24 protein-coding genes and 1 riboswitch are annotated in these 24,319 nt (G+C 35.5%); of the genes, 11 read left to right on the top strand and 13 right to left on the bottom strand.

Annotated features, from left to right (window positions below; translation table 11 throughout):
- Nucleotides 1-143: 143 nt before the first annotated feature.
- The 6 genes from ACZLO7_RS20795 to ACZLO7_RS20820 form a co-directional block, all read right to left on the bottom strand.
- On the bottom strand, nucleotides 144-1,316 hold the full coding sequence (locus tag ACZLO7_RS20795) for a PepSY domain-containing protein (RefSeq protein ID WP_464939904.1): 1,173 nt from the start codon (nucleotides 1,314-1,316) through the stop codon (nucleotides 144-146).
- Between the two features lie 88 nt (nucleotides 1,317-1,404).
- Complete coding sequence (locus ACZLO7_RS20800) at nucleotides 1,405-2,094, bottom strand: PepSY domain-containing protein (protein ID WP_464939903.1); 690 nt, start codon at nucleotides 2,092-2,094, stop codon at nucleotides 1,405-1,407.
- Between the two features lies 1 nt (nucleotide 2,095).
- Complete coding sequence (locus ACZLO7_RS20805; RefSeq protein ID WP_464939902.1) at nucleotides 2,096-3,454, bottom strand: sensor histidine kinase; 1,359 nt, start codon at nucleotides 3,452-3,454, stop codon at nucleotides 2,096-2,098.
- Complete coding sequence (locus ACZLO7_RS20810) at nucleotides 3,444-4,154, bottom strand: response regulator transcription factor (RefSeq protein WP_464939938.1); 711 nt, start codon at nucleotides 4,152-4,154, stop codon at nucleotides 3,444-3,446. Before ACZLO7_RS20810 ends, ACZLO7_RS20805 begins: the two co-directional genes overlap by 11 nt.
- Before the next feature lie 119 nt (nucleotides 4,155-4,273).
- Nucleotides 4,274-5,098, bottom strand: a complete 825-nt coding sequence (locus ACZLO7_RS20815) for an undecaprenyl-diphosphate phosphatase (RefSeq protein WP_464939901.1) — start codon at nucleotides 5,096-5,098, stop codon at nucleotides 4,274-4,276.
- A 109-nt stretch (nucleotides 5,099-5,207) separates the two neighbouring features.
- Nucleotides 5,208-6,299, bottom strand: coding sequence for a metallophosphoesterase (locus ACZLO7_RS20820; protein WP_464939900.1), 1,092 nt, complete (start codon nucleotides 6,297-6,299; stop codon nucleotides 5,208-5,210).
- 179 nt (nucleotides 6,300-6,478) lie between these two features.
- Between ACZLO7_RS20820 and ACZLO7_RS20825 the strand changes: the two genes are divergently transcribed.
- The 6 genes from ACZLO7_RS20825 to ACZLO7_RS20850 all read left to right on the top strand — a co-directional run bounded on the left by ACZLO7_RS20825 (nucleotide 6,479) and on the right by ACZLO7_RS20850 (nucleotide 11,497).
- Nucleotides 6,479-6,829: a lmo0954 family membrane protein gene (locus ACZLO7_RS20825; protein ID WP_464939899.1), complete on the top strand. Its 351-nt coding sequence runs from the start codon at nucleotides 6,479-6,481 to the stop codon at nucleotides 6,827-6,829.
- A gap of 14 nt (nucleotides 6,830-6,843) precedes the next feature.
- Nucleotides 6,844-7,506 carry a PspA/IM30 family protein gene (locus ACZLO7_RS20830; RefSeq protein ID WP_464939898.1) on the top strand — a complete coding sequence of 221 codons (663 nt, stop codon included), beginning with the start codon at nucleotides 6,844-6,846 and terminating at the stop codon, nucleotides 7,504-7,506.
- Nucleotides 7,507-7,617: 111 nt separating this feature from the next.
- A complete protein-coding gene (gene liaF / locus ACZLO7_RS20835; protein ID WP_464939897.1) occupies nucleotides 7,618-8,319 on the top strand; it encodes a cell wall-active antibiotics response protein LiaF in 702 nt (233 codons plus the stop codon).
- Nucleotides 8,316-9,374: a sensor histidine kinase gene (locus tag ACZLO7_RS20840; protein WP_464939896.1), complete on the top strand. Its 1,059-nt coding sequence runs from the start codon at nucleotides 8,316-8,318 to the stop codon at nucleotides 9,372-9,374. The genes liaF and ACZLO7_RS20840 overlap by 4 nt, the downstream gene beginning before the upstream one ends.
- On the top strand, nucleotides 9,349-9,978 hold the full coding sequence (locus ACZLO7_RS20845; RefSeq protein ID WP_464939895.1) for a response regulator: 630 nt from the start codon (nucleotides 9,349-9,351) through the stop codon (nucleotides 9,976-9,978). The genes ACZLO7_RS20840 and ACZLO7_RS20845 overlap by 26 nt, the downstream gene beginning before the upstream one ends.
- 223 nt (nucleotides 9,979-10,201) lie before the next feature.
- A complete protein-coding gene (locus tag ACZLO7_RS20850; RefSeq protein WP_464939894.1) occupies nucleotides 10,202-11,497 on the top strand; it encodes a helix-turn-helix domain-containing protein in 1,296 nt (431 codons plus the stop codon).
- A 45-nt stretch (nucleotides 11,498-11,542) separates the two neighbouring features.
- Here ACZLO7_RS20850 and ACZLO7_RS20855 read toward each other — a convergent pair whose 3' ends face one another.
- The 3 genes from ACZLO7_RS20855 to ACZLO7_RS20865 are packed head-to-tail and all read right to left on the bottom strand — an operon-like array spanning nucleotide 11,543 to nucleotide 14,656.
- Nucleotides 11,543-13,810, bottom strand: coding sequence for a HAMP domain-containing sensor histidine kinase (locus ACZLO7_RS20855; protein ID WP_464939893.1), 2,268 nt, complete (start codon nucleotides 13,808-13,810; stop codon nucleotides 11,543-11,545).
- A 2-nt stretch (nucleotides 13,811-13,812) separates the two neighbouring features.
- Nucleotides 13,813-13,986: a hypothetical protein gene (locus tag ACZLO7_RS20860; protein ID WP_464939892.1), complete on the bottom strand. Its 174-nt coding sequence runs from the start codon at nucleotides 13,984-13,986 to the stop codon at nucleotides 13,813-13,815.
- Nucleotides 13,964-14,656, bottom strand: a complete 693-nt coding sequence (locus ACZLO7_RS20865) for a response regulator transcription factor (protein ID WP_464939891.1) — start codon at nucleotides 14,654-14,656, stop codon at nucleotides 13,964-13,966. The genes ACZLO7_RS20860 and ACZLO7_RS20865 overlap by 23 nt, the downstream gene beginning before the upstream one ends.
- A 142-nt stretch (nucleotides 14,657-14,798) precedes the next feature.
- On the opposite strand from ACZLO7_RS20865, the gene ACZLO7_RS20870 reads away from it, so the two are divergent.
- Nucleotides 14,799-14,963 carry a hypothetical protein gene (locus ACZLO7_RS20870; protein WP_464939890.1) on the top strand — a complete coding sequence of 55 codons (165 nt, stop codon included), beginning with the start codon at nucleotides 14,799-14,801 and terminating at the stop codon, nucleotides 14,961-14,963.
- Between the two features lie 101 nt (nucleotides 14,964-15,064).
- Here the strand turns inward: ACZLO7_RS20870 and ACZLO7_RS20875 are convergent, their stop codons facing one another.
- Nucleotides 15,065-15,949 carry a DMT family transporter gene (locus ACZLO7_RS20875; protein WP_464939889.1) on the bottom strand — a complete coding sequence of 295 codons (885 nt, stop codon included), beginning with the start codon at nucleotides 15,947-15,949 and terminating at the stop codon, nucleotides 15,065-15,067.
- Between the two features lie 107 nt (nucleotides 15,950-16,056).
- On the opposite strand from ACZLO7_RS20875, the gene ACZLO7_RS20880 reads away from it, so the two are divergent.
- A complete protein-coding gene (locus ACZLO7_RS20880; RefSeq protein WP_427752300.1) occupies nucleotides 16,057-16,287 on the top strand; it encodes a DNA-binding protein in 231 nt (76 codons plus the stop codon).
- A gap of 143 nt (nucleotides 16,288-16,430) precedes the next feature.
- On the opposite strand, the gene ACZLO7_RS20885 is transcribed toward ACZLO7_RS20880, so the two are convergent.
- Both ACZLO7_RS20885 and ACZLO7_RS20890 read right to left on the bottom strand, forming a co-directional pair.
- Entirely contained in the window at nucleotides 16,431-17,414 is a 984-nt protein-coding gene (locus tag ACZLO7_RS20885; RefSeq protein WP_464939888.1) for a homoserine dehydrogenase family protein, read from the bottom strand.
- Nucleotides 17,415-17,970: 556 nt separating this feature from the next.
- Entirely contained in the window at nucleotides 17,971-19,266 is a 1,296-nt protein-coding gene (locus ACZLO7_RS20890) for an O-acetylhomoserine aminocarboxypropyltransferase/cysteine synthase family protein (RefSeq protein ID WP_464939937.1), read from the bottom strand.
- 116 nt (nucleotides 19,267-19,382) lie between these two features.
- Nucleotides 19,383-19,496, bottom strand: a riboswitch (SAM riboswitch).
- A 193-nt stretch (nucleotides 19,497-19,689) separates the two neighbouring features.
- Between ACZLO7_RS20890 and ACZLO7_RS20895 the strand changes: the two genes are divergently transcribed.
- Nucleotides 19,690-20,421: an NADPH-dependent oxidoreductase gene (locus ACZLO7_RS20895; RefSeq protein WP_464939887.1), complete on the top strand. Its 732-nt coding sequence runs from the start codon at nucleotides 19,690-19,692 to the stop codon at nucleotides 20,419-20,421.
- A 154-nt stretch (nucleotides 20,422-20,575) separates the two neighbouring features.
- On the opposite strand, the gene ACZLO7_RS20900 is transcribed toward ACZLO7_RS20895, so the two are convergent.
- Entirely contained in the window at nucleotides 20,576-22,261 is a 1,686-nt protein-coding gene (locus ACZLO7_RS20900; RefSeq protein WP_464939886.1) for a threonine/serine exporter family protein, read from the bottom strand.
- 125 nt (nucleotides 22,262-22,386) lie between these two features.
- Between ACZLO7_RS20900 and ACZLO7_RS20905 the strand changes: the two genes are divergently transcribed.
- Nucleotides 22,387-23,037, top strand: a complete 651-nt coding sequence (locus tag ACZLO7_RS20905; protein WP_464939885.1) for a lysoplasmalogenase — start codon at nucleotides 22,387-22,389, stop codon at nucleotides 23,035-23,037.
- A gap of 35 nt (nucleotides 23,038-23,072) precedes the next feature.
- The gene (pepT, locus tag ACZLO7_RS20910; RefSeq protein WP_464939884.1) at nucleotides 23,073-24,299 is read left to right on the top strand and encodes a peptidase T; all 1,227 of its coding nucleotides are present in this window, start codon (nucleotides 23,073-23,075) and stop codon (nucleotides 24,297-24,299) included.
- The last annotated feature ends 20 nt before the right edge of the window (nucleotides 24,300-24,319 follow it).

A 24,319-nucleotide genomic window follows, 5' to 3' on the forward strand; every position in this document is an offset into this window, starting at 1 on the left:
CCTACAAAAAATGTTTTAAAATTTCCTATATAAACTATTTTGATTTTACAAAGCAGGAAAAAGGAATTGTTTTTATATAATAGAATATTAAAAAGCTACCCAAAATCGTTTTTTGGGTAGCCGAAGTTCTATTTTCAAAGAAATTAATCGTCTTCGTAATCTTTTTCGAAGTCTAGAATGGCACCAGTCATAGCATCAATTTCTAATTCGTATTCATACATACCATCTTTTACTTCAATTTCATAAACGCCATCTTCTTCATCTAATTCTATTTTAGTAATTGTACCTTTTGCTTTTGTTAAAGCAATTTGGGAAGCTTTTTGCTCCCCGATGAAAGATGATGTTGTATTTGGTGCTTTTGTAATTCTTTCTTTATCTGTAACCGTAGCTTTTCCAGTTACTGCATCTACATCGATTTCATATTCATATTCATTTGTTAGAATTTCAAATTCATATACGCCGTCTTCTTGATCATATTTTGCTTTTTTCACAGTACCATCAACACTTTGTAAAGCAATTTCTTTCGCTTTTGCAATACCAATTACGTTGCTAGTTGTTGAAGGTTTTGTCGTATTGCCAGTGCTTGGTTTAGTAGTTGTGATTACATCGTCTGCTACTTCTGATTCCTTCTTAATAATACTCCCTGTTTTTGCATCGATTTCAAATTCATATTCTGTTGTACCATTAATAATTTCGATTTCGTATACGCCATCACTTTTATCTAATTTGGCTTTTTGTACAGTACCGCCAACATTATTTAGAGCTATTTGTTTTGCTTTTTCTAAACCAATTACTTTGCCAGCTACTACTTTTTTCGAAATCTTCTCTTTTTCTTTTTTCACAATTTTGCCTGAGTACGCATTGATATCAAATTCGTATTCATATCCTGCTCTAATGATTTCGATTTCGTAAATACCATCTTCTCTATCTAATTTCGCTTTTTTGACAGAGCCTTTAACCGATTTCAATGCTATTTCTTTCGCTTTTGCTAATCCAATTACCTGTTTCTCATTTACTGTATTAGATACTTTTGAGATTTCCATTTTCTTTTCTAGTAATTCTCCAGTTTTTGCATCTAACTTTAGTTCATATTCTTTATTGTTTTTACCCTGTACATCGATTTCATATACTTGAGTACCTTTTTCTTTATCCAATTCAACTTTGTAAACTGTACCTTTTACGTAGCTAAGTGCTTTTTTCGAGATTTCTTCTGAAGATAAAATTTTACCTGAGTTAGCTTGAATTCCTGCTGCCGCAACTACTCCAGATACTGCAAGTGAACCTGTAATTGCTAATACCGTAATCATTTTTTTCATAATTAATTGCCTCCTCCTTGATACTTATACTTTACACAATGAAAATGAAAGAATAAGGAGAAAAAGATTAGAATTTGATGAGAAATTATTAATCCCACGTAGTCGAAATCACTTTTCCAGAAACGGCATGAATTTGAAATTCTGCATCTTTGTCGTTCCCTTCAATCTCCACTATATAATATCCACCATCACTCGTATCGTAAAAAGAAACTTCATCGACAGTCCCTTTTAGTTTTTTCTTAGCAATAGTAATCGCTTCTTCTTTAGTTAAGAGTGAAGAATCGTGCTCTGTATCTCCTTGAATTTCTGATAAAACTTCCCCGTTAATCGCATCTATTAATAAGTTAATATGCTCTTTATCATTTACTATCTCTATTTGGTAAACGGGTTCTTCCCTATTTGTATTGAGTGAGATTTTTTTTATATTCCCGTTATATTGTTCTTTTATAATTTTTCGTATTTCAGTTTCTGGTATATAGTTTGAATCTACTTTATGATCCGATTTATTTTGAGTCATCTGCAGAATTTTACCCGAATCTGCATCAACATTAAGTTGATAAAGCTTGTTATTTCTTTGAAGCTTCACTCGATATTGATTGTTTATACTAAGGAACGAGATAATTTCCCCACCATACATCATTTCAATATTATTATGAATTTCTTCTGTTGTAAGAGGTGTTTCTTTCGTTAGTTTGTTCCAGATCATGATACTAAGAATCGTCGCAATAATGATGAGTGTCACAATGAATAATATTGATAGTTTTTCGCGGATACGCATATCATTGTTCCTCCTCATTACTATTTTCAAATTGCAAGACGATTGTAGTTCCTTCACCTAGTGTACTTAATACTGTGATGTTGATAGCTAAACGCTCAGCAATTTCATGTGCAATTGCTAGTCCTAAACCAGTACCACCTGTTTTGCGATTACGGTCTTCACTAACTCGATAAAAACGATCAAATAAATGAGGAATGTTCTCTTTAGCAATGCCTTGGCCGAAATCTTGAATACGGACAACAAATTGCGCTCCTTCTTTTGCTACGCTTACATTGATTTCACTTTCACTATAATGGCGCGCATTTTCTAAGAATATAAAAAATAACTGTTTTAACTTTTGCTCATCAGTTTTCGTAATCGCTGGACCATTTCCTAATAAGTTAAATTCTCTCCCATATGCTTGATGCATTTGATGTAGTGTATCATCTAACACTTTATAAATATCAACTGCTGCAGTTGTTAGCGGGATATTCTCCCTATTTTTAGCTAATTCCAGCATTTGTTTTATCATTTCATTCATGCGAATGGACTCACTTAAAATTGCTTGTACAGCTTCATTTGCCACTTCTCTATTATCAAAACCACGACGTTTTAATAGACGCGCATAGCTTTCAACTACAGTTAAAGGTGTTTTTAATTCATGAGAGGCGTTCGATACGAAATGCTCTTGTTTACGATAGTTTTGCTCCAACTGAAACATCATCTCATTAAAGGTACGACTCATTTCAGCCATTTCATCTCGGCCGTCATTTTCTACATTTATCTTTTCAAAAGTTCCTGACTTTTGGCTTTCCTGCATTGTAGCAATCAGCCGATTAATTGGTTTAGTAACAATACGCCCTAGCGTCATACTTGATAGTACAATGGGAATTGTCGCTAAAATTGTTACACCAAGTAATACAAGCCGTAACAATTCTAGATTTCGTGCTACATCCTTCATGGATTGTAGCATCTGAATATGCACCACCGAACCGTCAACCCAAATTGCGGGCATACTCATTGATAATACTGGTATACCTTCGTATTTTTCCACTGAGTATCTTTTATACTCATCAATATTGGGATGATAATCCTTCATACCTTCGGTAGATTGTACAGTAATGAGTGATTTACCATTTAAACCAACAGCTCTTACAGCCCCCCTTGGAGGAATATAGGCACGTAATATCGTAGCTGGGTCATTTACTTTACTTGTCTGACTAATAGAAGTTACAAGCTCTTTTGACTCAGATAATAGTTGGTTGTACTCTGTGTCATAGGCCATTTTTTCATATAAGAAATAAATTCCGATCATCGTAAGCACAAGAATAATCAACATTACAAGAGACGAGAAAACATGAATTTTCGTCTTAAGCTTCATTCACCTGCTCCTTTAGTACATAACCCACACCACGGACTGTTTGAATAAGAGCATGTTTACTAGCTTTATCGACCTTCTGCCGTAAGTAGCGTATATAAACATCTACGACATTGGTATCCCCATAATAATCATAACCCCATACAGCATCTAAGATTTGCTCACGTGAAAGGACTTGTTTTGGATTCTTGATTAAATAAAGTAACAATTCATATTCTCTAGGAGTTAAATCAATAGAACGACCATTTCTTTTAACTTCACGTGTCTGTTCATGTATAGATAAGTCTTTATACTCGTGGAAAAATTCATCCTGCTCTTCCGTAAATTCCTGTTGTTGTGGTTTAAAGCGAAGGGCAGCGCGAATTCTCGCTAGTAATTCATCAATTTCAAAAGGTTTTGTCATGTAATCATTAGCGCCCAGATCCAGACCTGTCACTTTATCCTCAACATCATCTTTAGCAGTGAGCATAATAACAGGTGTATTAAATTCTGTCGCACGAATTCGCTTCAATACATCCAGACCATTTAAACCTGGAAGCATAATATCAAGAAGAAGTAGATCCCACTGCTGTTCCCGATATAATATAAGTCCGTCTGTTCCTGAATGAGCAATTCCCGTTTCATAACCTTCAAATTCTAGTTCCAGCTGCAATACGCGTGCAATTTTTTCCTCGTCTTCTATGATTAAAATGCGCTCAACCATTATTTTCACCAACCGTTTTTTTATTTCATAGTACCATGTCATTATGAAAATTCCATGAGAAGGACCATGTCTATACAAAAAAAGCCTACCCTCTTTAGAAAGGGTAGACTCAATTTTTATTAAAATACGATAATCGCTAATACAATCGCTAAAATAATACGGTAGATGGCAAATGGCGTTAATTTTATTCTGTCGATTAATTTTAAGAAGAACTTAATCGATAGTAATGCAAAAACAAATGCACTAATGAATCCTACTGCGTAAAATCCAATATCGTCCATCGACACATACTCCCAGTTTTTCAAAACTGATACTAAGCTAGCACCAGCCATAATCGGAACAGCCATGATAAATGTAAAATCGGCTGCCGTTTTATGATCTAAACCTAGTATTACCCCACCTGAAATGGTTGCTCCTGAACGTGAAAATCCTGGCCATAATGATAAACACTGTACTAAACCTATCTTTAATGCTTGACCGTATGAAATTTTATCTAACGTAGTAACTGTCGGTCTTTTCGGCCCAAATTTATCTGCAACAATCATTAAAATCGCACCTGCTACTAAGCTGAAAATAACCGGTTTTACTCCAAATAAATAGTCATCAATATAATCTTTGAACGCAAATCCTAAAATAACTGCGGGTAACATTCCCACAATAACATGTATTAAGTTAAATTTACGATTTGCTGGTTGACCTTTAATTTTATAAAGACCTACTAAACTTAATAATCGTTTCCACATGACTACTACAACCGCTAAAATAGAGCCTAACTGTACAACAATTTTAAATGTATTAGCAGAATACATTCCTAAAAATTCTTCGGTTTTTAACCACATATCATCAACAATGATCATATGTCCTGTAGATGACACGGGTGCAAACTCCGTCACACCTTCTACTAAGCCCAAAATAAGAGCCTTTAATAATTCAATAAAGTCCATAGTATCTCCTTATTCTTTTAATAATTAAAATGCCGAATCCTCACGCCATTTCTAGCTAAACTATCATACCATAATCAACATCTTTTAATTTTTACCGTTATGTTAAAAATTACTCACAAAACTCGACGTCTACTACCCACATTTCTGAACGGCTATTCGTACGAATTGGTGGTCCCCAAAATCCGAATCCCGATGACACGATTGTATGCATTGAAGCCTTTAATTTATAACCATAATCGTGTTCAAACGTTTTTCGTGTAATGTATTGATTAGGCCACATTTGTCCTAAATGTGTATGTCCTGACAAATGTACATCCACACCGAGTTTGCTCGGCGTCTCAATATCAGTGGGCGTATGGTCCATAACAATCCAAGGTAATTTATGGTCAATAGTTGATGCTAACGTTTCTAGCGATGCACGATTCGTATTTGTTTTGTCTTCTCTTCCTGTAACATAAAACGACTCTGCCACTAGAATTGTTTCATCTTGTAAAATATTTACGCCAGATTTATCCATTTCATGAACAAATAATGGAATTTTGCGTCCATAATATTCATGATTGCCTAAAACTCCATATACACCATATGTACTTTTCAATTGCTTCATCACTTCACTCATCCCATATTCCACATACCAAACGGGATCATCATCAACTAAATCACCAACTAGAAAGACAGCATCTGGTTTTGCTTCATTGGACAATTCTACAAAGCGTTTTAAATGCGTTTTATTTGATAATATGCCTAAGTGGAAATCTGATCCAATGACCATACGTAACTGTTTTTTTATCGGATTTGTTTTTTTTATTTTTATAGTAAGATTTCTTACAACTGGTGAGTATGCCATATAGCTACCGAAGGCTACAATGACAATCAATAAAGCGGCTACAACATAACCAAGCCATTTTGATTGTGCTCCTGGCAATAGCCACACAAGTAAATTCGCAATTGGGAACAACAGCAAGCCATACTGAATAACTATCATCCAGTAGCTCCCTATAATTTTAAATACACGTAGCTTATGATGAATTCGTTCAATAAGAATACTATAAGCAACGATGACCCAAATTACTCCAAAAACGAATTGTCCCTCAAAAGAAAAGGCCACATGGAGCCATGTATATACATTCCAGCCTAAATAATAAACTAGTGCATTATATAGTAGAAACGCGATTAATCCAAACCCGATTCTCTTCCCCACAAAATTCCTCCTTCTCCTTTATCTTGTTAGTATAGCATTTCATCGCAAAGACTACTTGCTAGAAGCATACCTAGTAATAACTACGCCTAAGGTCTTAGTTGAAAATGCATTCCAAGGCCGTTTGTCCAATTCAAATCCTAGCGTAATATGGAGATACAAACGAAGGGAGGCACTAACTTATGAAAAAAGTCGGTTTATTTATCATCGGCGTCATCGCCGCTATCACTATTTTATGTTCACTTGGAGCTATGGCAGGATTGGCTATTTCGGCAGCTATTCTTTATGCCGGTATTCACTTCTACCTAAAAAGTGAATCAACATTCGCAAAAGTTATCTGGGCTCTTGTTGCAATAGCAGGTTTACTAACAGCTGTAGCAAATATCCCTAGCTTTATCGGTTTAATCGCAATCGTTGCACTTTGGTATATCGTGCGTAAATGGGACGGTAAAGAAAATACAACTGTCATTACTGCAAAAACAGATGATCCATTCACAAATTTTGAAAACCAATGGGAAGAATTATCTAAATAAGGGGGAAAATTATAATGGCAAACTTACTACAACGTTTAAAATATACTCTTGAGGCCGATTTACATTCAGTATTTGATAAAAAGGAAGCTAAAAACCCTATCGCTATGCTAAATCAGTATATCCGAGAAGCAGAAAAGCAAACAGAGCAAACTGGTAAATGGTTAGAACGCCAAGCATCTCTAAAAAAACAACTCGAAGATGAGTTAGCAGTGGCAATCGAAATGTTCAACAAACGCCAAAAACAATTAGAACTTGCTACACTAAGTGGTGAACAAGATTTAGTCAACTTTGCAGAACAAGAAATGTCCGCTTATGCAAACCGACAAATCGTATTAAGAGATAGCATTAACAAAGCAACTGAGGAATTATTTGGTCTGGAACGTAAATACGAAGAAATGAAGCATAAAATTAAAGATATGAAAGTTCGTCAGCTCCAGTTAATGGGGAAAGAAAATGTCACACGTGCCCATAACCAAATGGACCGTGTTCTAAATCCAGAGACAAACGGGCAAGTTGGTAAACGATTAGAAACTTTTGAGTCGATGGAAGCTTATATTGAGCGTCTTGGGCAAAAAATTGATCAAGAGCACGAAATTTCAACTATGGAGCAACGCCTAGCGCTGTTAGAAAAAAATGCTCCTAAAACGATAACAATTAATGAAGAAAAATTAAGCTAATACTAGACTTCTTTGGAAGGCCAGTTATACTAAAAAGGAGAAAGGCAGATGCCCTTCTCCTTTAATTTTTTCTATTAATTGAACATTATGATGCGAAGAAGGAGGAACAACATGAATCAAATTACAACAAATAAACTGACGATGTTACTGATCATCTCTGTATTGCTGGTCTTTATCGAAGTGACTTTTTTCGATAATGGTAGCATTATTTTCGGCCTTCTTGGCATCGTAATGATTTATATGAGCATTAGTAAACGACGAAAATGGTTATTTTGGATGGGTACTATTATCAGTATCATTTCATTATTTTCAATGTGGAGCTTACGCATAGCTGTCGTAATAACACTTGTATATATTTTATGGCAGCTAAAAAAAGGTACTCCCGTCTCGATATCGTTACCAGATCAGTCTGATTACAATCCATCCGGGGTCCATCCTATTATTCAAAATAAAGCTTTCTCATTACAAAGTACACCAACTAATGCCTATGAATGGCAAGATATTCATGTGCAAGGGATTGTTAGTGATTTAACAATAGATACAACTCAAACACTTTTACCAAAAGGCACTTCTCTTATTTCAATCCGCCAAGGCTTTGGTAAAGTACGTATTGCAGTACCATATGAAGTGCCAGTACGTATTCATTTTAATACCCTAGTCGGAGATGTACAGCTCTTTGGTAACAAAATGCCACGTTTGTGGAATAAAACAATTTCGATGAAAGACGGCTACAATCCAGAAGTTGAATCACCTGTTGAGCTAATTATTACTGTATCAACTGTATTCGGGGATGTTGAGGTGATTCGTAAATGAGATCACTTATCCCAAAATTTCTATCAATTTTCTTTTTTGAAATTGCGATTGTGTTTTTCATTTTCTTCATTTTATGGGGGATGCCTGAATTAGATACTTGGTCCCCTCTATGGAAACTTTATTACCTGGAATTACCACTCTTTTTGTGGATTTTAACATTATTAGCTGCATTCAGTATTAGTGTTGCTATTTGGTCTATTTCATTGACGCAAAGTAAAGAAAAAGAATTAGCCCATGTACTACAAACCTTAATACAAACTAAGAAAAACACACCAGTATCAACCAAACATTTATCTAAAAGCGTTCGTAAATCTCTAGATTCTGCTGAAGACCTAATCAGCACACAACGGAAAAGTCTGCAACGTATTACAAATGAACGCGCTGAGGCTGAGGATAAAATAATTCAAGAGCGAATTATTCAAGAAAGACAGCGACTTGCTCGCGAATTGCATGATTCAGTATCTCAACAATTATTTGCTGCCTCTATGTTATTATCGACAGTTAATGAAACGGTACCTGAAGATTTACCTATACATGTGACGAAGCCATTAAAACAAACAGAGATTATTGTACAACAAGCTCAACTCGAAATGCGTGCACTATTATTACATTTACGACCAGTTGCTCTCCACAACAAATCACTTGCTCAGGGTCTTGAAGATTTATTGTTTGAATTAAAACAAAAAGTTTATTTCAACATACATCATCGTTTAGAGGAAGTTTCTTTGCAGAAAGGCGCGGAAGACCACTTATTTCGAATTGCTCAAGAAACTCTATCTAACACTTTACGCCATGCAAAGGCCACTGAAGTTGATATTTTACTAGTAGAGCGTGATAATCTTGCTATTTTCCGTGTACAGGACAATGGTGTCGGGTTCCAAGAATACGATGAGAAAGCTGGCTCTTATGGTTTAAAAAACATTGAAGAACGTGCCATTGAAATAGGTGGTATTTGTAAGATTGTTTCCGTTCCAAATCAAGGAACTGTTATAGAAGTTAAAATCCCCGTAGAGAAGGAGCACGAACCAGATGATTCGAATATTATTAGCGGATGACCATGAGATGGTACGTATCGGAGTATCTGCCTATTTGCAATCACAATCTGATATGGAGGTTGTTGCAGAAGCGGCAAATGGTCAAGAGGCATTCGACCTTGCATTACAACATCGGCCTGATATCATTTTAATGGATATGGTCATGCCCCTTATGACAGGTGCAGAAGCTACCGCTGCTATTATTAAAGAGTGGCCACAAGCGAAAATCATGATTGTCACAAGTTTTTTAGACGATGATAAAGTTTATCCCGCTTTAGAAGCTGGCGCTATAAGCTATTTACTCAAAACAACTAATGCAAAGCAAATCGCAGACGCTATCCGTCAAACTGCAGATGGTACCCCTGTTTTAGAACCTGAAGTCACAAACAAAATGATGAAGCGTTTACGACAAACTGATCGCCCTCTTCATGAAGATTTAACAGAACGTGAGCGGGAAATCCTTCTATTAATTGCTCAAGGAAAGGCCAATCAAGATATTGCTAACGAACTTTTCATCGCAATAAAAACGGTTAAAACACATGTCAGTAATATATTAGCTAAACTTGAAGTACAAGATCGCACTCAAGCAGTCGTCTATGCATTCCAACATCATTTAGTAAAATAAGTGATGTTGGTTACAACAATCCATTCTTACAAATCCCCTTTTTCGTAAAAATATGATATTATAACGCTATTTACCCTATCTAATAATCTATTTTTCCCTACAGTTATGAGTTTAGACTCTACAAATTATTATTTTTGTCACACAAAATCACTCTTTTTACCGATTCTAAAATTATTTTATTAGTGTAATATCCAAAATAGTATAATTTATGGAAGGTATATATATGCATAATATTGGGCAAATTATTAAATCAGAACGTATAAAACAAAACATGAAACAAAAAGTACTTGCAGAAAATATTTGTTCTACTTCTTATTTAAGTAAAATTGAAAGTGGAAACAAAATTCCCTCTACCGAAGTACTCGACGATCTAATTACACGTCTACAAATTGATTTAAATCACTTTACACAAGAAAATGAAGAGCAAATTATAGCTAACCTCTATGAAAACTACAAATCTATTGTACTCACTCGTAATGAGCTAGCTGCAAAGGACAAAGTGAATCATTATATGAACCTTGAAATAAAGTTTGATGAACCTAAAAACTTTTACTATTATAATTTGTATTTGTTCCGACTTTTTTTAGTCTCTAAGCAACCTTTAAATGAAATAGAACACTTTTTAACAGCCTTTTATGCAATGGAAGAAAATTTAGATGAGCATCAAAGTTTTATAAATAACATCAATGCTAATATTTATCATTATAGAAAAAGCAATTATATAAAAGCACTTTCTTATTTGGAAGCATCTATAAAATTACTACCTAATATCCAGTTAGAAGATTGGGAAAAAGCTGATTACTACTATATACTAGCTTTAAATTATTATTCCTTAAACCAAAACTTAAACGCGCTTAATTATGCGCAGAAGTCTAGTGCTATATACGAATCTCTAGGCTACTTCTCGCGCTCTGTAGATTGTAAAACTTTAATTGTCGCAACATTCATACAAAATGGTCACTATGCTAGTGCCAAACAAATTTTAAAAGATACTTCATTATTTTGTCATAAGCATCAGCTTCGACAGTTTGAAGGTCTACTGTCTCAAAATATGGGCTTTATTTATGCTCTTCAAGGTCATGCAAAAAAGGCTATTTCTTATTACAAAAAAAGCTATAAAACTAAAACTAAGCCTATCAGTATTCTTATTACTATCCATTCAATCATTAAAGAATATTCGAAACTAAATCAAAAGGATTATGTACTGAAATGGTGCGAAAAAGGACTAGATCTAATTAAAGAACATGAGTTAGCCGATAACGCGACAACCTATTCGTACCACTTCGAAATTTTCAAAATGAAACATCAGCTAATTCCCTTTGATGAAAAGTTAATTGCCAATGCTATTGATCATTTCCAACAGATAAATGACATTAAAAATGTCCAAAAATATGCTATCCTTTTAGGCAATCTATTATATGACCATCATGAATATAGAAAAGCCGTAACTTACTTCCAAAGGTCAACTGAAGCTATGTATCAAATAAAATATATTAATGTATGGGAAGATCTCACATAACGGTAAAAACCCCAAATTGCGTAGTAGCAATCTGGGGTTTTCCTATTAATAAATTGATACAACATTAACTGTTACTTTGAACAAGTCACCATCTACTTCAATTTTCATGCGAGCTCCATGTAAATCTACAATTGATTGTGCAATAGCTAATCCTAGTCCAGAGCCATCTGTATGACGAGAAGCATCTGCTCGTTTAAAGCGCTCATATAATTCCTCAACATTTTCGCCAATCTCATATTTCGTTACATTTTTTATAACAAATTCAGCTTCACCATTTTTTTGACTTAGTGTTAAATATACTCGTGTGCCTTCCATCGTATACTTCAATGTGTTTAAGATTAGATTATCTAGCATTCTCCACCATTTTTGACCATCCACATAAGCAAATAACGGGCCATCAGGTGTATTCACGCGGAAGTCTAACTCGGATTTTGTAATGTCTTCTTCATGTTCAGCAAGAGCTTGTTGTAGTAACTGATTCAAATCTACCCTCTGTTTCTGAAGCTCCATATTACCAGAAGCCATTTTTGATACTTCAAATAAATCTTCTATAAGCGTCTTTAAACGCTGTGATTTTTTATCTAAAATCGCAATATATGAATCGCGTTCTTCTTCAGTGACATTTGGTTTTTTTAATAAATCTGTGTACGTAATAATCGATGTTAATGGCGTACGTAAATCATGACTAACATTTGTGATTAGTTCTGTTTTTAAGCGCTCACTTTTCGCTTGCTCAGAGATGGACGTACGAACCCCATCACGTAAATCGTTTAAATTACGTGCATGTTTAGCAAAGGCAGATTTACCTTGTATCTTAATTTCGTTACTCAAACGACCTGCAGCCATCTGCTCCGTTTCCTTCATAATACGATTTAGATAGCTCATTCGGGTTAAGAAGAGAATTGTCGCTGGTAGAGCAATAAATAGGAACAGTGGGATATAAATAATAAATAATTGCCCCGAAACCATCGCACCGGCAAAACCAACACCTGCTAAGAAAATAATACCTAACAAAATAACTGATTGAAAACCGAGACTACGATTTAAAAATAGATCTTGTAAATTCTCAAACGCTTTTTTTACAAAGCTTCTTTCGTATGCTTTTAGGCGCTTTTCTTCACTATTTAAATTCTCTAAAATTGAAACCGCTTGTGCTAAAGAAATCCATAATAAGAAGCATAAAATAATAAATGGGAATCCAAAACTTACTACTTGCCCTAACACATTTTCCCGTCTGCTATAATTATTTAGGCCTTCAAGTTTATATATTATCCCTTGTAAGTTACTTAACAAAGCCCAAACAGCTACTAATAATCCCACAATTTGTCCATCCATCGGCCATTTGCGTATCCAAAGAGTGAAATCATTGTTTTGTATTAAAGTTTGCTTAGTTGGTTTACATACTGTTAATAATAGTATTAAACTTACAAATCCTAAAAACCAAATAATGTAGCACAAAACTTGATTACTTTTAAAAGTATTATAGTCTGTCTCTAATTCATTATATTTTAATGCGTTTTTTGGAACTGTAATTTTCCCTTCGTACTGATAGGTTTTATCCGTAAGTGCTTCACTAATATATTCTTCATTAGCAGTAGAAGTTGTAGTTGAATCACTTACAAAAAAGCTATTGGATGAATAACTATTGTTATCATGCATATCTTCTGGGTAACTATTCGACACACTGTACGTTTTAAGTAAATTTGTTCCTTTACCATATTTAATACTAAATGCTGCTGGACTTTCTATCTCACCATATGTCATCGTTTTTTGTGTATCTACATCAGTCAGCTGGAAAGCAAAGAATCGATAGGTATCCAATAACTCCTTTTTTTGATTGTTCATTTCTAACATGTAATTATCTATTGCTTTTTTCTTATTTGCTATAATTTTCTTTTTAATATAATCATCATCTTCAAAGTTCTTCGTTATGTCATCTATTTTAGAGTCTCTTTCTTTTATTAGAGTCTCTTTTACTTTTTTTGCATTAGAATCAATTGCTTGTGCAATACGATCTTGGTACTGGTCATTAATATTTTCAACTTGTTCGCTCAAAGTACCGTATCTATTTCGATGTTCTTCAATTTCATTCTCTGTTACTGTAATTGTCTTTTTAGCCTCTTCAGCATCAATAGGATTTAATAATAAAGGTCCAATATCAGATGTAAAGTAATCCAACTGAGATTGAAAGCTATCCGAATCAAAGTAATCTTTTCCAATATACTTTGGTCCTTGCAGTATTAAAGAAAAAACACTGAATAGAACAATTGACATTAAAAATAAACTAAAGAGCCCTCTTGAATTATTCTTCATTATTACGCTCCCCCCATCCATCTTGTTAGCTGAGCAAATGTTCTAGTTGTTCTTGCAAAGCTGAGATCTACTAAATCTACAATAAATGATAAGCAATACGTCAGGCTAATGACCGCTATAAATAATGCGAAGATTGACCATAGAAATGCATTATTATTTTTCGATTTTGTAGCCAATTCCCCACACCACCTTCAAGTAACGTGGATTTTTTGGATCCACTTCTATTTTTTCTCTTATTTTCCGTATATGAACAGCCACTATATTTTCAGCATTGTATGCAGGCTCGTTCCAAACGCGCTCATAAATCTCCTGAATTGAAAATACCCGACCAGCATGCGCCATCAGTAGTTCAGTGATCTTAAACTCAATTGGCGTTAGTTTCACTGACTCCCCATCAAGTGTAACTTCTTTCGATTCTTGATCAAGTACGATTCCTTGCACAGCAATTTTCGATTGTTGCTCATTATAAGTTCCAAGTTTCACATAGCGACGCATTTGCGATTTCACACGAGCCACAAGCTCCATCGGGTGAAACGGTTTCGTTACATAATCATCAGCTCCAACTGATAACCCATGTATTTTATCAGAGTCCTCCGCCTTCGCACTCAACATAATAATAGGAATATTACGCTCTTCGCGAATCTTAAATGTCGCCGTAATACCGTCCATTTTCGGCATCATAATATCTAGAATGATTAAATGCACTTCATTTTCCGCGAGCAGCTCTAACGCCTCAAGACCATCAGCTGCCTTTAGTACGTTGTACCCCTCGTTTCTCAAATAAATCTCAATTCCATCACGAATATCTTGATCATCATCCGTCACAAGCACCGTATAATCTGCCATATCTCGCACCTCATCCCTCAACAAATTTAAATATTTATTTTACTCACTCATTAATCTCGCATCTCTATAACATTTATAATACACATCAAATCTTAAGACCACCTTATCATAAAAATGAAGAAATTCTTAAGGTTTACATTAAATGCTGAAGACGCTCGTTCAGCGGAAGAGGTTCCGATTAAAAATTTTGATTGTTGCACTATCTCGGTTGTTTGTTGCACTAACACCATTGATTGTTGCGCTAACTTTGTTGTTTGTTGCACTATCTATACTGATTGTTGCACTAACTCCAACGATTGTTATTTAGCAGAATATTCACGTCCTATTTCTCAGCCATAATCCTTAAATTAGCTTACTTCTATCTTATCTCCCCTTCATTTTCTTCACAAAAAAGCTACTTAGCCTAAACTAAGTAGCTAAAATTTCATTAGTTTTTTTTGCACGACCGCCAAATGTAATAACTAAAATACCACCGAGTAGCATCGCAACGCCACCCCAAGATGTTAAGCTTAGATACTCTCCAACTAGAAAAACGCCAAGAATAGCAGCCGTTAATGGTTCTCCGAGTGAAAGTGTCACTGCTGAGGATGATGATATTCTTTGTAAGCCCGTTAGAAACAGCAAATACGCGATGCTTGTACCGAATACGCCCATGAACGCTAGTGGTAGCCAGTTTGCACTTTGCCCAACCCATTCAATTCCGTATACTAATGAGATTGGACACAATAATAACGCACTAATAGAGAATGTCATCGCCACTGCTGGCAGCGCATCTTCTTTTTCCAACAACGCCTTGCTCACATGTGTATAAATTGCAAAAGCTGTTCCAGCACACAGTGCCATGGCAATACCAAGTGGATTCACAGTTGCCTCACCTTTATTCACAAACAATAATACACACCCTACAATAGCAAGTAATGTAGCTATTCCCCAAGTACGTGTAGGTTTATTTTTGAAATAAAGCCAATCAATTAAACCTGCAAATACTGGCGAACTGCCAATCGTTACGACTGTTCCAATTGCAACACCAGTCAAACGTACCGATGAAAAAAATAACGGTTGGAATAGAGCCATCGATAGTGCAGCAAAAAGTGTATACTTCCAAGCCCAATGACGGAAATTTATTTTCCTCATTAAAATAGCTATTAAGAGTAAAGTACCTCCACCAACTGCTGATCGCATCATGGCAACTGTTAGTGGATGAATACCATCTGTTAAAAATGTCTGTGTTGTACCAACTGTCCCCCATAAAACAGCTGCCAATAATACAAAAGCATATGGTAATATACTCACTTAATAGCTCACTCCTTATATATCTTTCCATAAATATACCATAAATTCTGAAAGTTGAGGCAAACGTTTTCTTCTATTATAATGAAGGCAAAAGGAGGCATTGATCTATGTACAAAACCGTCGCAGATACAGCGAAAGATATCTCAATGCCAGAGCAACAAGTGCTGCGTTATATACTAGAAGGTCGCATTCATGCTGTTCACGATGGAGAACAGTTTTTAATCAGCAGTGACCAATTTGAGCGTTACCATGATCAACTTGAACGTATCAAAGAAGAAATTGAAATTTGGAAGAACACGCCGATTCCAGAAGATATTGATATTAAAGATGAAGACTAAAAGACAGCCAACAGCTGTCTTTTTGTTTTAGGTTATTAAAAACCCCATACACTTAATAACAAAAACACCAGTGGCGTCTTTGAATAGCCACTGGTGTTTACCATATGTAGAAGCTAGCAACTGAATGCTGCTCCAATATAAATTTAGATTGTAACTGGCGCTGATTGTTTAGCTAGCATGTCTGCGTAATCTTCAACCATTACGCTTGCAGTTGGGAACATACCTGCTCCTGGTCCTACAAGAGTTAGGGTACCAATGTAGTTTGTATCAAGAGCTACTGCGTTATTAACACCTTCAATTGAGTAAAGTGGATGTTCTGGTCCAACTAACTCAGGCCCAACTTTGGCGATTAACTCTCCATCTACGCCTAATTGTACATCTGCTACATGGCGGTAACGTAAGCCTTTTGCAGAAGCTTCTTCAACTTGCTCGGAAGTGATTTCAGTAATACCAATTACATCAACATCTTCCCATCTTGGTTGTTTACCAAATGCTAACGCACTTAGAATCATAAGTTTTCGGAAAGCATCTTGACCAGAAATATCATTGTAAGGATCCGCTTCAGCGTATCCTAGGCTTTGTGCATCTTTTAATACATCATTGAATGCTAGGCCTTCACTACGCATTTGAGTTAGGATATAGTTTGATGTACCATTCAAGATTCCTTGAATATGGTGTACATCATTTACTCGTAAGATATTTTGCATGGTTTTGATGACAGGAACGCCACCAGCAGTTGTTGCTTCATAGCCCACTTGTACGCCATATTGTTTCGCCTTTTCTTGTAAAGATAGGCCGTGTTTAGAGAACATTACTTTGTTAGCTGTAATTACGTTACAGCCACTTTCGATTGCAAGTGCTGAATATCTGAATGCTGGCTCTTCACCAACAATTGCTTCGAATACAACTTGTAAATCTGGAATGGCTAAAATATCTTCAAAGTTATCTGTTATTAACTCTTGCGGTGCATTTGAACGAGGTTTAGTCACGTCACGCACTAAAATTTTAGCAATTTCAATATCTACTCCTAATGTCTCCTTAAACTGTTCACGCTTTTCATTTATGATATGATAAATTCCTTGCCCTACAGTACCAAATCCTAGAATTGCTACCTTTACTGCTGCCATACGATCGCCTCCAAAATAATATTGCAATCTTACACTCAATCTCCAAATTGTGTTCAAACCCCATCTAGTTTTGAGAATATCAAAATCAGATGTTAAAACTCATTGCGTAATCAGATCATGTTTGTTCTTCAGCACAACACCATATGATATTGACTTCCAATTAATTCAGAGAAAAAGATATATCGCTATTTGCTAATTATGTTGCTGTACTATTGTATTAAACCCCTTCACAGCGTGTATGCCTCATAATCCCTTTACAAATAGTCCTTCAAATAGTGTTTAGCAATTCTATTTATCACTAATACACTGTGTTTCAATTTTTTACTTATTGATGATTTTAGACTATTAATGAAAAGATTACAAGAAAAATCTTTCCAGAGAGGACAATTGTTTTTCTAGAAAGGTCAAACGAATCCATTAGTAATAACACCTTAACTGTATTTTAAATTTTGAGACAAAATGTTCAAAGTATAAAATATTATACTTTGAACAGGAAAAAGGATGACATAATGCCTCTCGTCATCCCTTGTCTTGATCTTTTCTTCTTATATAAATCTTATTTTGCTACTACCGCTTCATCTACTTTTGCGAAAGCATTATCTAGAGCTGCAATAATATCTTCAATCGCTTCTAAACCAATTGATAATCGTACAAGCTCTTCAGATACTCCTGCTACAACTAATTCTTCCGCACTTAACTGTTGGTGTGTTGTAGATGCTGGATGAATAATTAACGAACGTGCATCACCAACATTAGCTACATGGGAGAATAACTCGATATTATCAATTAATTGACGACCGGCTTCACGCCCACCTTTAATACCGAATGTTAGAACTGAGCCAAAGCCATTTTTTAAATATTTTTTTGCATTTTCATGAGCTGCGCTATCTTCAAAGCCATTGAAGCTAACCCACTCTACATTTTCGTGACTACGTAGATATTCTGCAACTTTTTGTGCATTTTCATTGTGACGTGGTACACGTAAATGTAGCGTTTCAAGACCTTGAATTAATTGGAATGCATTGTCAGGACTTAATGTTGGACCAAAATCACGTAGTAATTGAACGCGCAGACGAGTTGCGAATGCAGCACTTGCAGCATCAACACCATAGCGAATACCATGATAAGATGCATCTGGCTCAGTATAGTCAGGGAATTTCCCTTGTGTCCAACCAAATTTTCCAGCATCAACAGCGACTCCACCGATAACTGTACCGTGTCCACCAATCCATTTTGTTGCAGAGTGTACTACAATATCTGCTCCGAACTCGATTGGATTTGAACCATATGGTGATGGGAATGTATTATCAACAATTAATGGAATCTCATTTTCATGCGCGATATTTGCCAAGGCTTCAATATCTACTACAGTTAAACTTGGATTACCGATTGTTTCCACATAAATCGCTTTTGTATTTTTTTGAATTGCTGAACGGAAATTTTCAGGATCTCTTTCATCTACAAATGAAGCTGTAATGCCATAGCGCGGTAAAGTATTGGCTAATAAATTATATGTACCGCCATATAAACTACCCGAAGCAACGATATGATCTCCAGCACGAGCAATATTTAAAATTGAAAATGAAATAGCAGCCATTCCTGAAGATAGTGCTACTGCTGCTGTTCCACCTTCTAAAAGTGCAACGCGTTTTTCGAATACATCGACAGTTGGGTTCATAATACGAGAATAAATATTACCGGGTTCTTCAAGCGCAAATAGTTTTTGAGCATGCTCCGTACTATTAAAAGCGTAAGCAGTTGTACGATAAATTGGTACTGCACGTGCACCTGTTGTTGGATCTGCTACTTGGCCACCGTGTAATAATAAAGTTTCTGGACGTAAGTTAGTCATCATTTATTCCTCCTAAATGTTTTTTTAAGATGGCAAATCGGAGGTGTGATGAGGATTTTATGGAAAAACAAAAACCCTCTTCGCTAAGAAGAGGGTTGCATACGCAATTTTTCCTCCCCTTATCTGTCAGATCCGATTAAAAATCTGTAGGAATTAGCACCATTGTGAGTTCATCACTCACCGGTTGCTGGGCATCGCAGGGCCTATCCCTCCGCCGCTCTTGATAAGAGTATTTGATTCAGTTCCATCTTGTTGACAAGTATAGAAGATATATCAAACTGATGTCAATACTTTTATTTGTTTTTTCTGAAAATTATTTTAATAGATACTCTGTTTACTCATATGAAATTAATTTAAGTAGACTTTAAATTATGGTAGCCTAAAGAAAGTAAATATTTTTATTTCACAAAGGGGTTTCGAATTATGGTAAAAGAATTACTACGTAGTCACTCTTCTGTACGCAAATATACAGGAGAAATTATTCCTAAAGAAGTCGTTATCGATTTAATTGAAACAGCACAAATGGCGGCAAGCTCGCATTTCGTACAAGCATACAGCGTCATTTGGGTTACGGATGAAGATAAGAAGAAAAAACTTGGAGAACTTTCAAATAATGAGTTCCAATTTGGAACAGCAGGTGCTTCGTTTTTATTTTGTGTAGATTTTAAACGACTGCAAGTTGCTGGTCAAAAAAATGGTATAGAAATTATTGCTGACTCTGCGGAAAACGTACTTGTAGGTGTTGCAGATGTTGCACTTTTCGCTCAAAACTTCGTTATTGCTGCTGAAGACCAAGGCTATGGTATTTGTTATATTGGTGGAGCGCGTAATAATCCAAATGAAATAAGCGAATTATTCGGGCTTCCAGAATACGTTTTCCCCTTGTTTGCTATGACAATCGGTGTACCTACGAAGCGAAATGAAACAAAACCCCGTTTACCAGTAGAAGCTGTACTACATGAAAATAATTATGATGTAGAACAATATGACACATTGCTAGATGAATATGATGCAACAATGGAAGCTTACTACGCTAGTCGTGGATCAAATCGTAAAATGGCTACCTGGACAAAACAAATGGCTGACTTCTTAATAGAGCAACGCCGACCACATATTAATGAATTTTTGGCACAAAAAGGATTTAATTGGAAGTAATAAAAGAACCTCTGAAATTAGGGACATCTAGTTTCAGAGGTTTTTAATTTGTAGTTGACCTAATTCGATTCCTTTTAATACGCATCATCTCTTTCACTTCACTTAATCATAAATCTATGAAAAAACCTGTCACTATGTAGTGACAGGTTTAATTTTATTCTTTTACTAATCCTTCTATTACTAGCTCTTTTACAGGTAAGAAGACTTCGCCAGAGTTGATATATTTCACTTCGACTTTGTCGCCTTCTTCTAGATAGATTGCTAGCGGTACAACTTCTGAGTTAACACTATAGTTATCTTTGTTATCTAACATAAACGATACGGTTGTGAAATCGCCATTTTTCTCTTTATAAACTCGAACAACTTTCCCTTTAATTGTCGCTTGTTCTTGTTGCGAGCTACCGTTTACAGAACTGCCACCACGGCTTAAGATCGATTTATATTGTCTTAATGCCTCATTTGGAGTTGTACCTGAAACTGAAAGCTCAGGATTAGCAGCTGAGACGATGAAATAGTTTTGTAAGAAACCATTTGAATCAAGAACTGGTGTTAACCAGCTTGCTTCACCATAGAAGTTATAGATGATTGGCATTTGACCTTGCCATTTTTTCTCGATGAATTTCTTTTCGATTATTTGTAATGCACCTTGAGAATCCATGTAAGATTCTTCTTGGTTTCCAGTGTAATATGTTGCCTCTCCTGTGCGACCATTTGTAAGTGAATAGCCAAGCATCGAATCGACACCTTCTTTTGGACTTGTAAAGTCTGTGAAGTAGTACATATCGCCATTCTCATCAAATATCGGGCTAACATTTGCTTCAGTTCCTTCATCTGAAGGTAATTTCACATCTTTTTTACCAAATTTACTATTCCAGAAACCATGAATATAGTTACCGAAATAGCTATTTTGAAGACTAACTGCTTCAGGAGAAATTGCACCATCGATAAATGCTGGGACATCTTTTAATGCAAATGTTTGGGATTTACCAGTTTCAGCATCGACCATGACAACTCCCTCTGCGTCAAAGCCGTTACGAGCCGTAATAAATTTACCATATGAACGAATATAATACGGTTTACCGTCATCATCTACTTCAAGCTGCGGCTCACCGTAGAATATTTTCGTCGGATTTTCTAAACGAATATGACGCTCAATATTGTAGTTTAAGAAAGAAGAGGTTGTATATTTCATTTCTGATTTGATGAATTTTGGATTATCAGAAGAGTCTGTCGCACTCATTTTAAAATAACCCGGTGTTACTTTCCCCTTCGTCCATTTAAAGAAGCCTGAGAATTCAACAGGAGCGATGTATACAAATTCACCGTTTACCTTTTGAATTTGTAAGCTACCTAATTCATAGTAGCTTGTATTCGGTACTTGGCTAAATGCTTTTTTCATCTTATTACGTGCGAATTTTGGTGGTACGCTTGCAGGTTTTTTTGTTTCATCAAATGCTTTCAATTCAACTTTTTGTGTCATTTCAGCTGATGAGAATTTATCATTCGCATTAAATAGAGGTGCCGTCAAAATATATACACCAAAACCTAAGCTTCCTAAAAATAGAATGGCTTTTAAATTACGCTCCATCCCACTTGCAGACCATGCTCCAAGTGCTGTTAAAACAATCATCGCTGGCCATAAAAGCGTCCAGTTTTGATCAATTATTAGAACATAGTAAATTGTAGCTGTAGCTATAAAAGCAACTATGAATACGGAAATAAAAAATTGAATTTTAAATTTGGTTTTCAAATCCCCATCTTTTGTCTTACTTGTTATCGGTACAATTAACAGTCCAGCTACTGCTGCAACTATGGCCGACATTATCAATGTAGCAATCATTTTAATCATCCTTTCACATATCTATTTTACGATACAACCTCTAGAAAGTTTCAGTTATATTTTTTTATTAGAAAGGTTTTATTGGTTATCAGCAAGAATACTCTTTAATAAAAGGAGGTAAGTACATGAAACAAAAGATTCTTATAAGCCTAATCGTCTTATTTGGTATCATTTATATTTTCTTAATACCTGCTGAGCCAGTTATTGTGAAACTTAGCTTTAAAGTAGTTCCCATGCTACTCATTATTTGGTTAGCTTCGCTTCAAAAAGCACCACCTAATACAAGGTTAAAGAATTGGTTACTTCTTGGTTTGCTCTTTTGTATGATTGGCGACGCAACGCTTCAGTGGTTTTTAATTGGGTTATCCAGTTTTTTAATTGGTCATATCTGCTATATCGTCGCATTTATTCAATTAAAAGAGAGAGTTATTGCTAAACCTGCAGCTAGTCTTCTATTACTATATGGGGGATTTATGATTTTTTGGATTGCTGGGACTGTCTTTAAATCTGGGGACCTTATTTTAGCCATTGCAGTTGTCGCGTACATCACTGTTATTTTAACTATGGGCTGGACAGCAATTCAGACAAACACGAAATTTGCTATTATTGGGGCACTGTCATTTATTTTTTCTGATTCAATATTATCGATTAATATGTTCATTACAGATATACCATTTTCTCATGCACTTATTATGGTGAGCTATTACGGTGCTCAGCTATTATTTGCTATTAGTATTTCTTATTATTCCGTCATCCGAAAGAAAGTGTTAGAATAGTGACAATGCTTTTACAATAAGGGGGATATTCCAAAATGAAAGAAACAGTAATTGAACGACTAGTACGCTATGCGCAAATCGATACACAGTCTGATGCTGAAAGTGAAACAACTCCATCAACTGAGAAACAGTGGGATCTACTTCGTGTACTGGAGAAAGAATTAGCCGAAATTGGTATGACTGAAATTTCACTTGATGAAAATGGATACCTATTTGCAACACTACCAGCTAATTCAGATAAACAATTACCAACAATCGGTTTTCTAGCACACGTTGATACTGCCACTGACTACACTGGTACAAACGTTAAGCCACAACGTCACGACAATTACGATGGTGGAGATATTCAACTAAATGCAAACACAATCCTATCTCCAAAAAATTCGCCAGAACTTGCTAACTATGTAGGTCAAACTTTGATCACGACTGATGGTACTACATTACTTGGTGCTGATGATAAAGCTGGTATTGTTGAAATTATGACAGCTATGGAGTATTTAATTACTAACCCTGATATTAAACACGGAAAAATTCGAGTTGCTTTCACACCTGATGAAGAAATCGGCCGTGGACCACATAAATTTGATGTTGACGCATTTAATGCTGATTTTGCTTATACAATGGATGGTGGCCCTTTAGGTGAATTACAATATGAAAGTTTCAATGCAGCTGGAGTAAAAGTAAAAACTTACGGCGTAAGTGTACACCCAGGTTCTGCCAAAGATAAAATGGTCAATGCTATTACAATGGCTATTAAATTCCAATCTTATATGCCTGAAGATGAAGTACCTGAAAAAACTGCTGGTCATGAAGGCTTCATTCACTTAATGAACTTCAACGCACATATTGAAGAAGCAAGACTTTCTTATATAATTCGATACTTTGATCGAGAAGAATTTGAATCAAGAAAACAATTGTTTAAAGAAGCTGAAGCCAAAATTAAAGCTGAGTTCGGTGAAAATGCCATTACTGTTGAAGTAGCAGATCAATACTTTAATATGGCCGAAAAAATCGAACCAGAAAAACACATTATTGACGTAGCATATGAAGCAATGGAAAATTTAGATATCAAACCTTTAATTTTACCAGTTCGTGGAGGTACAGATGGTTCTCAACTTTCTTATATGGGAATGCCAACTCCTAATATCTTCGCTGGTGGCGAAAATATGCATGGTAAATTCGAGTATGTTTCTGCTGAAACAATGGTCAAAGCGACTGAAGTTATCATTGAAATTGTCCAATTGTTTGAGCAACGAGCATAATGTGAATTAATAGGTAGGTG

The sequence above is a fragment of the Viridibacillus sp. d25.2 genome, assembly GCF_055456015.2.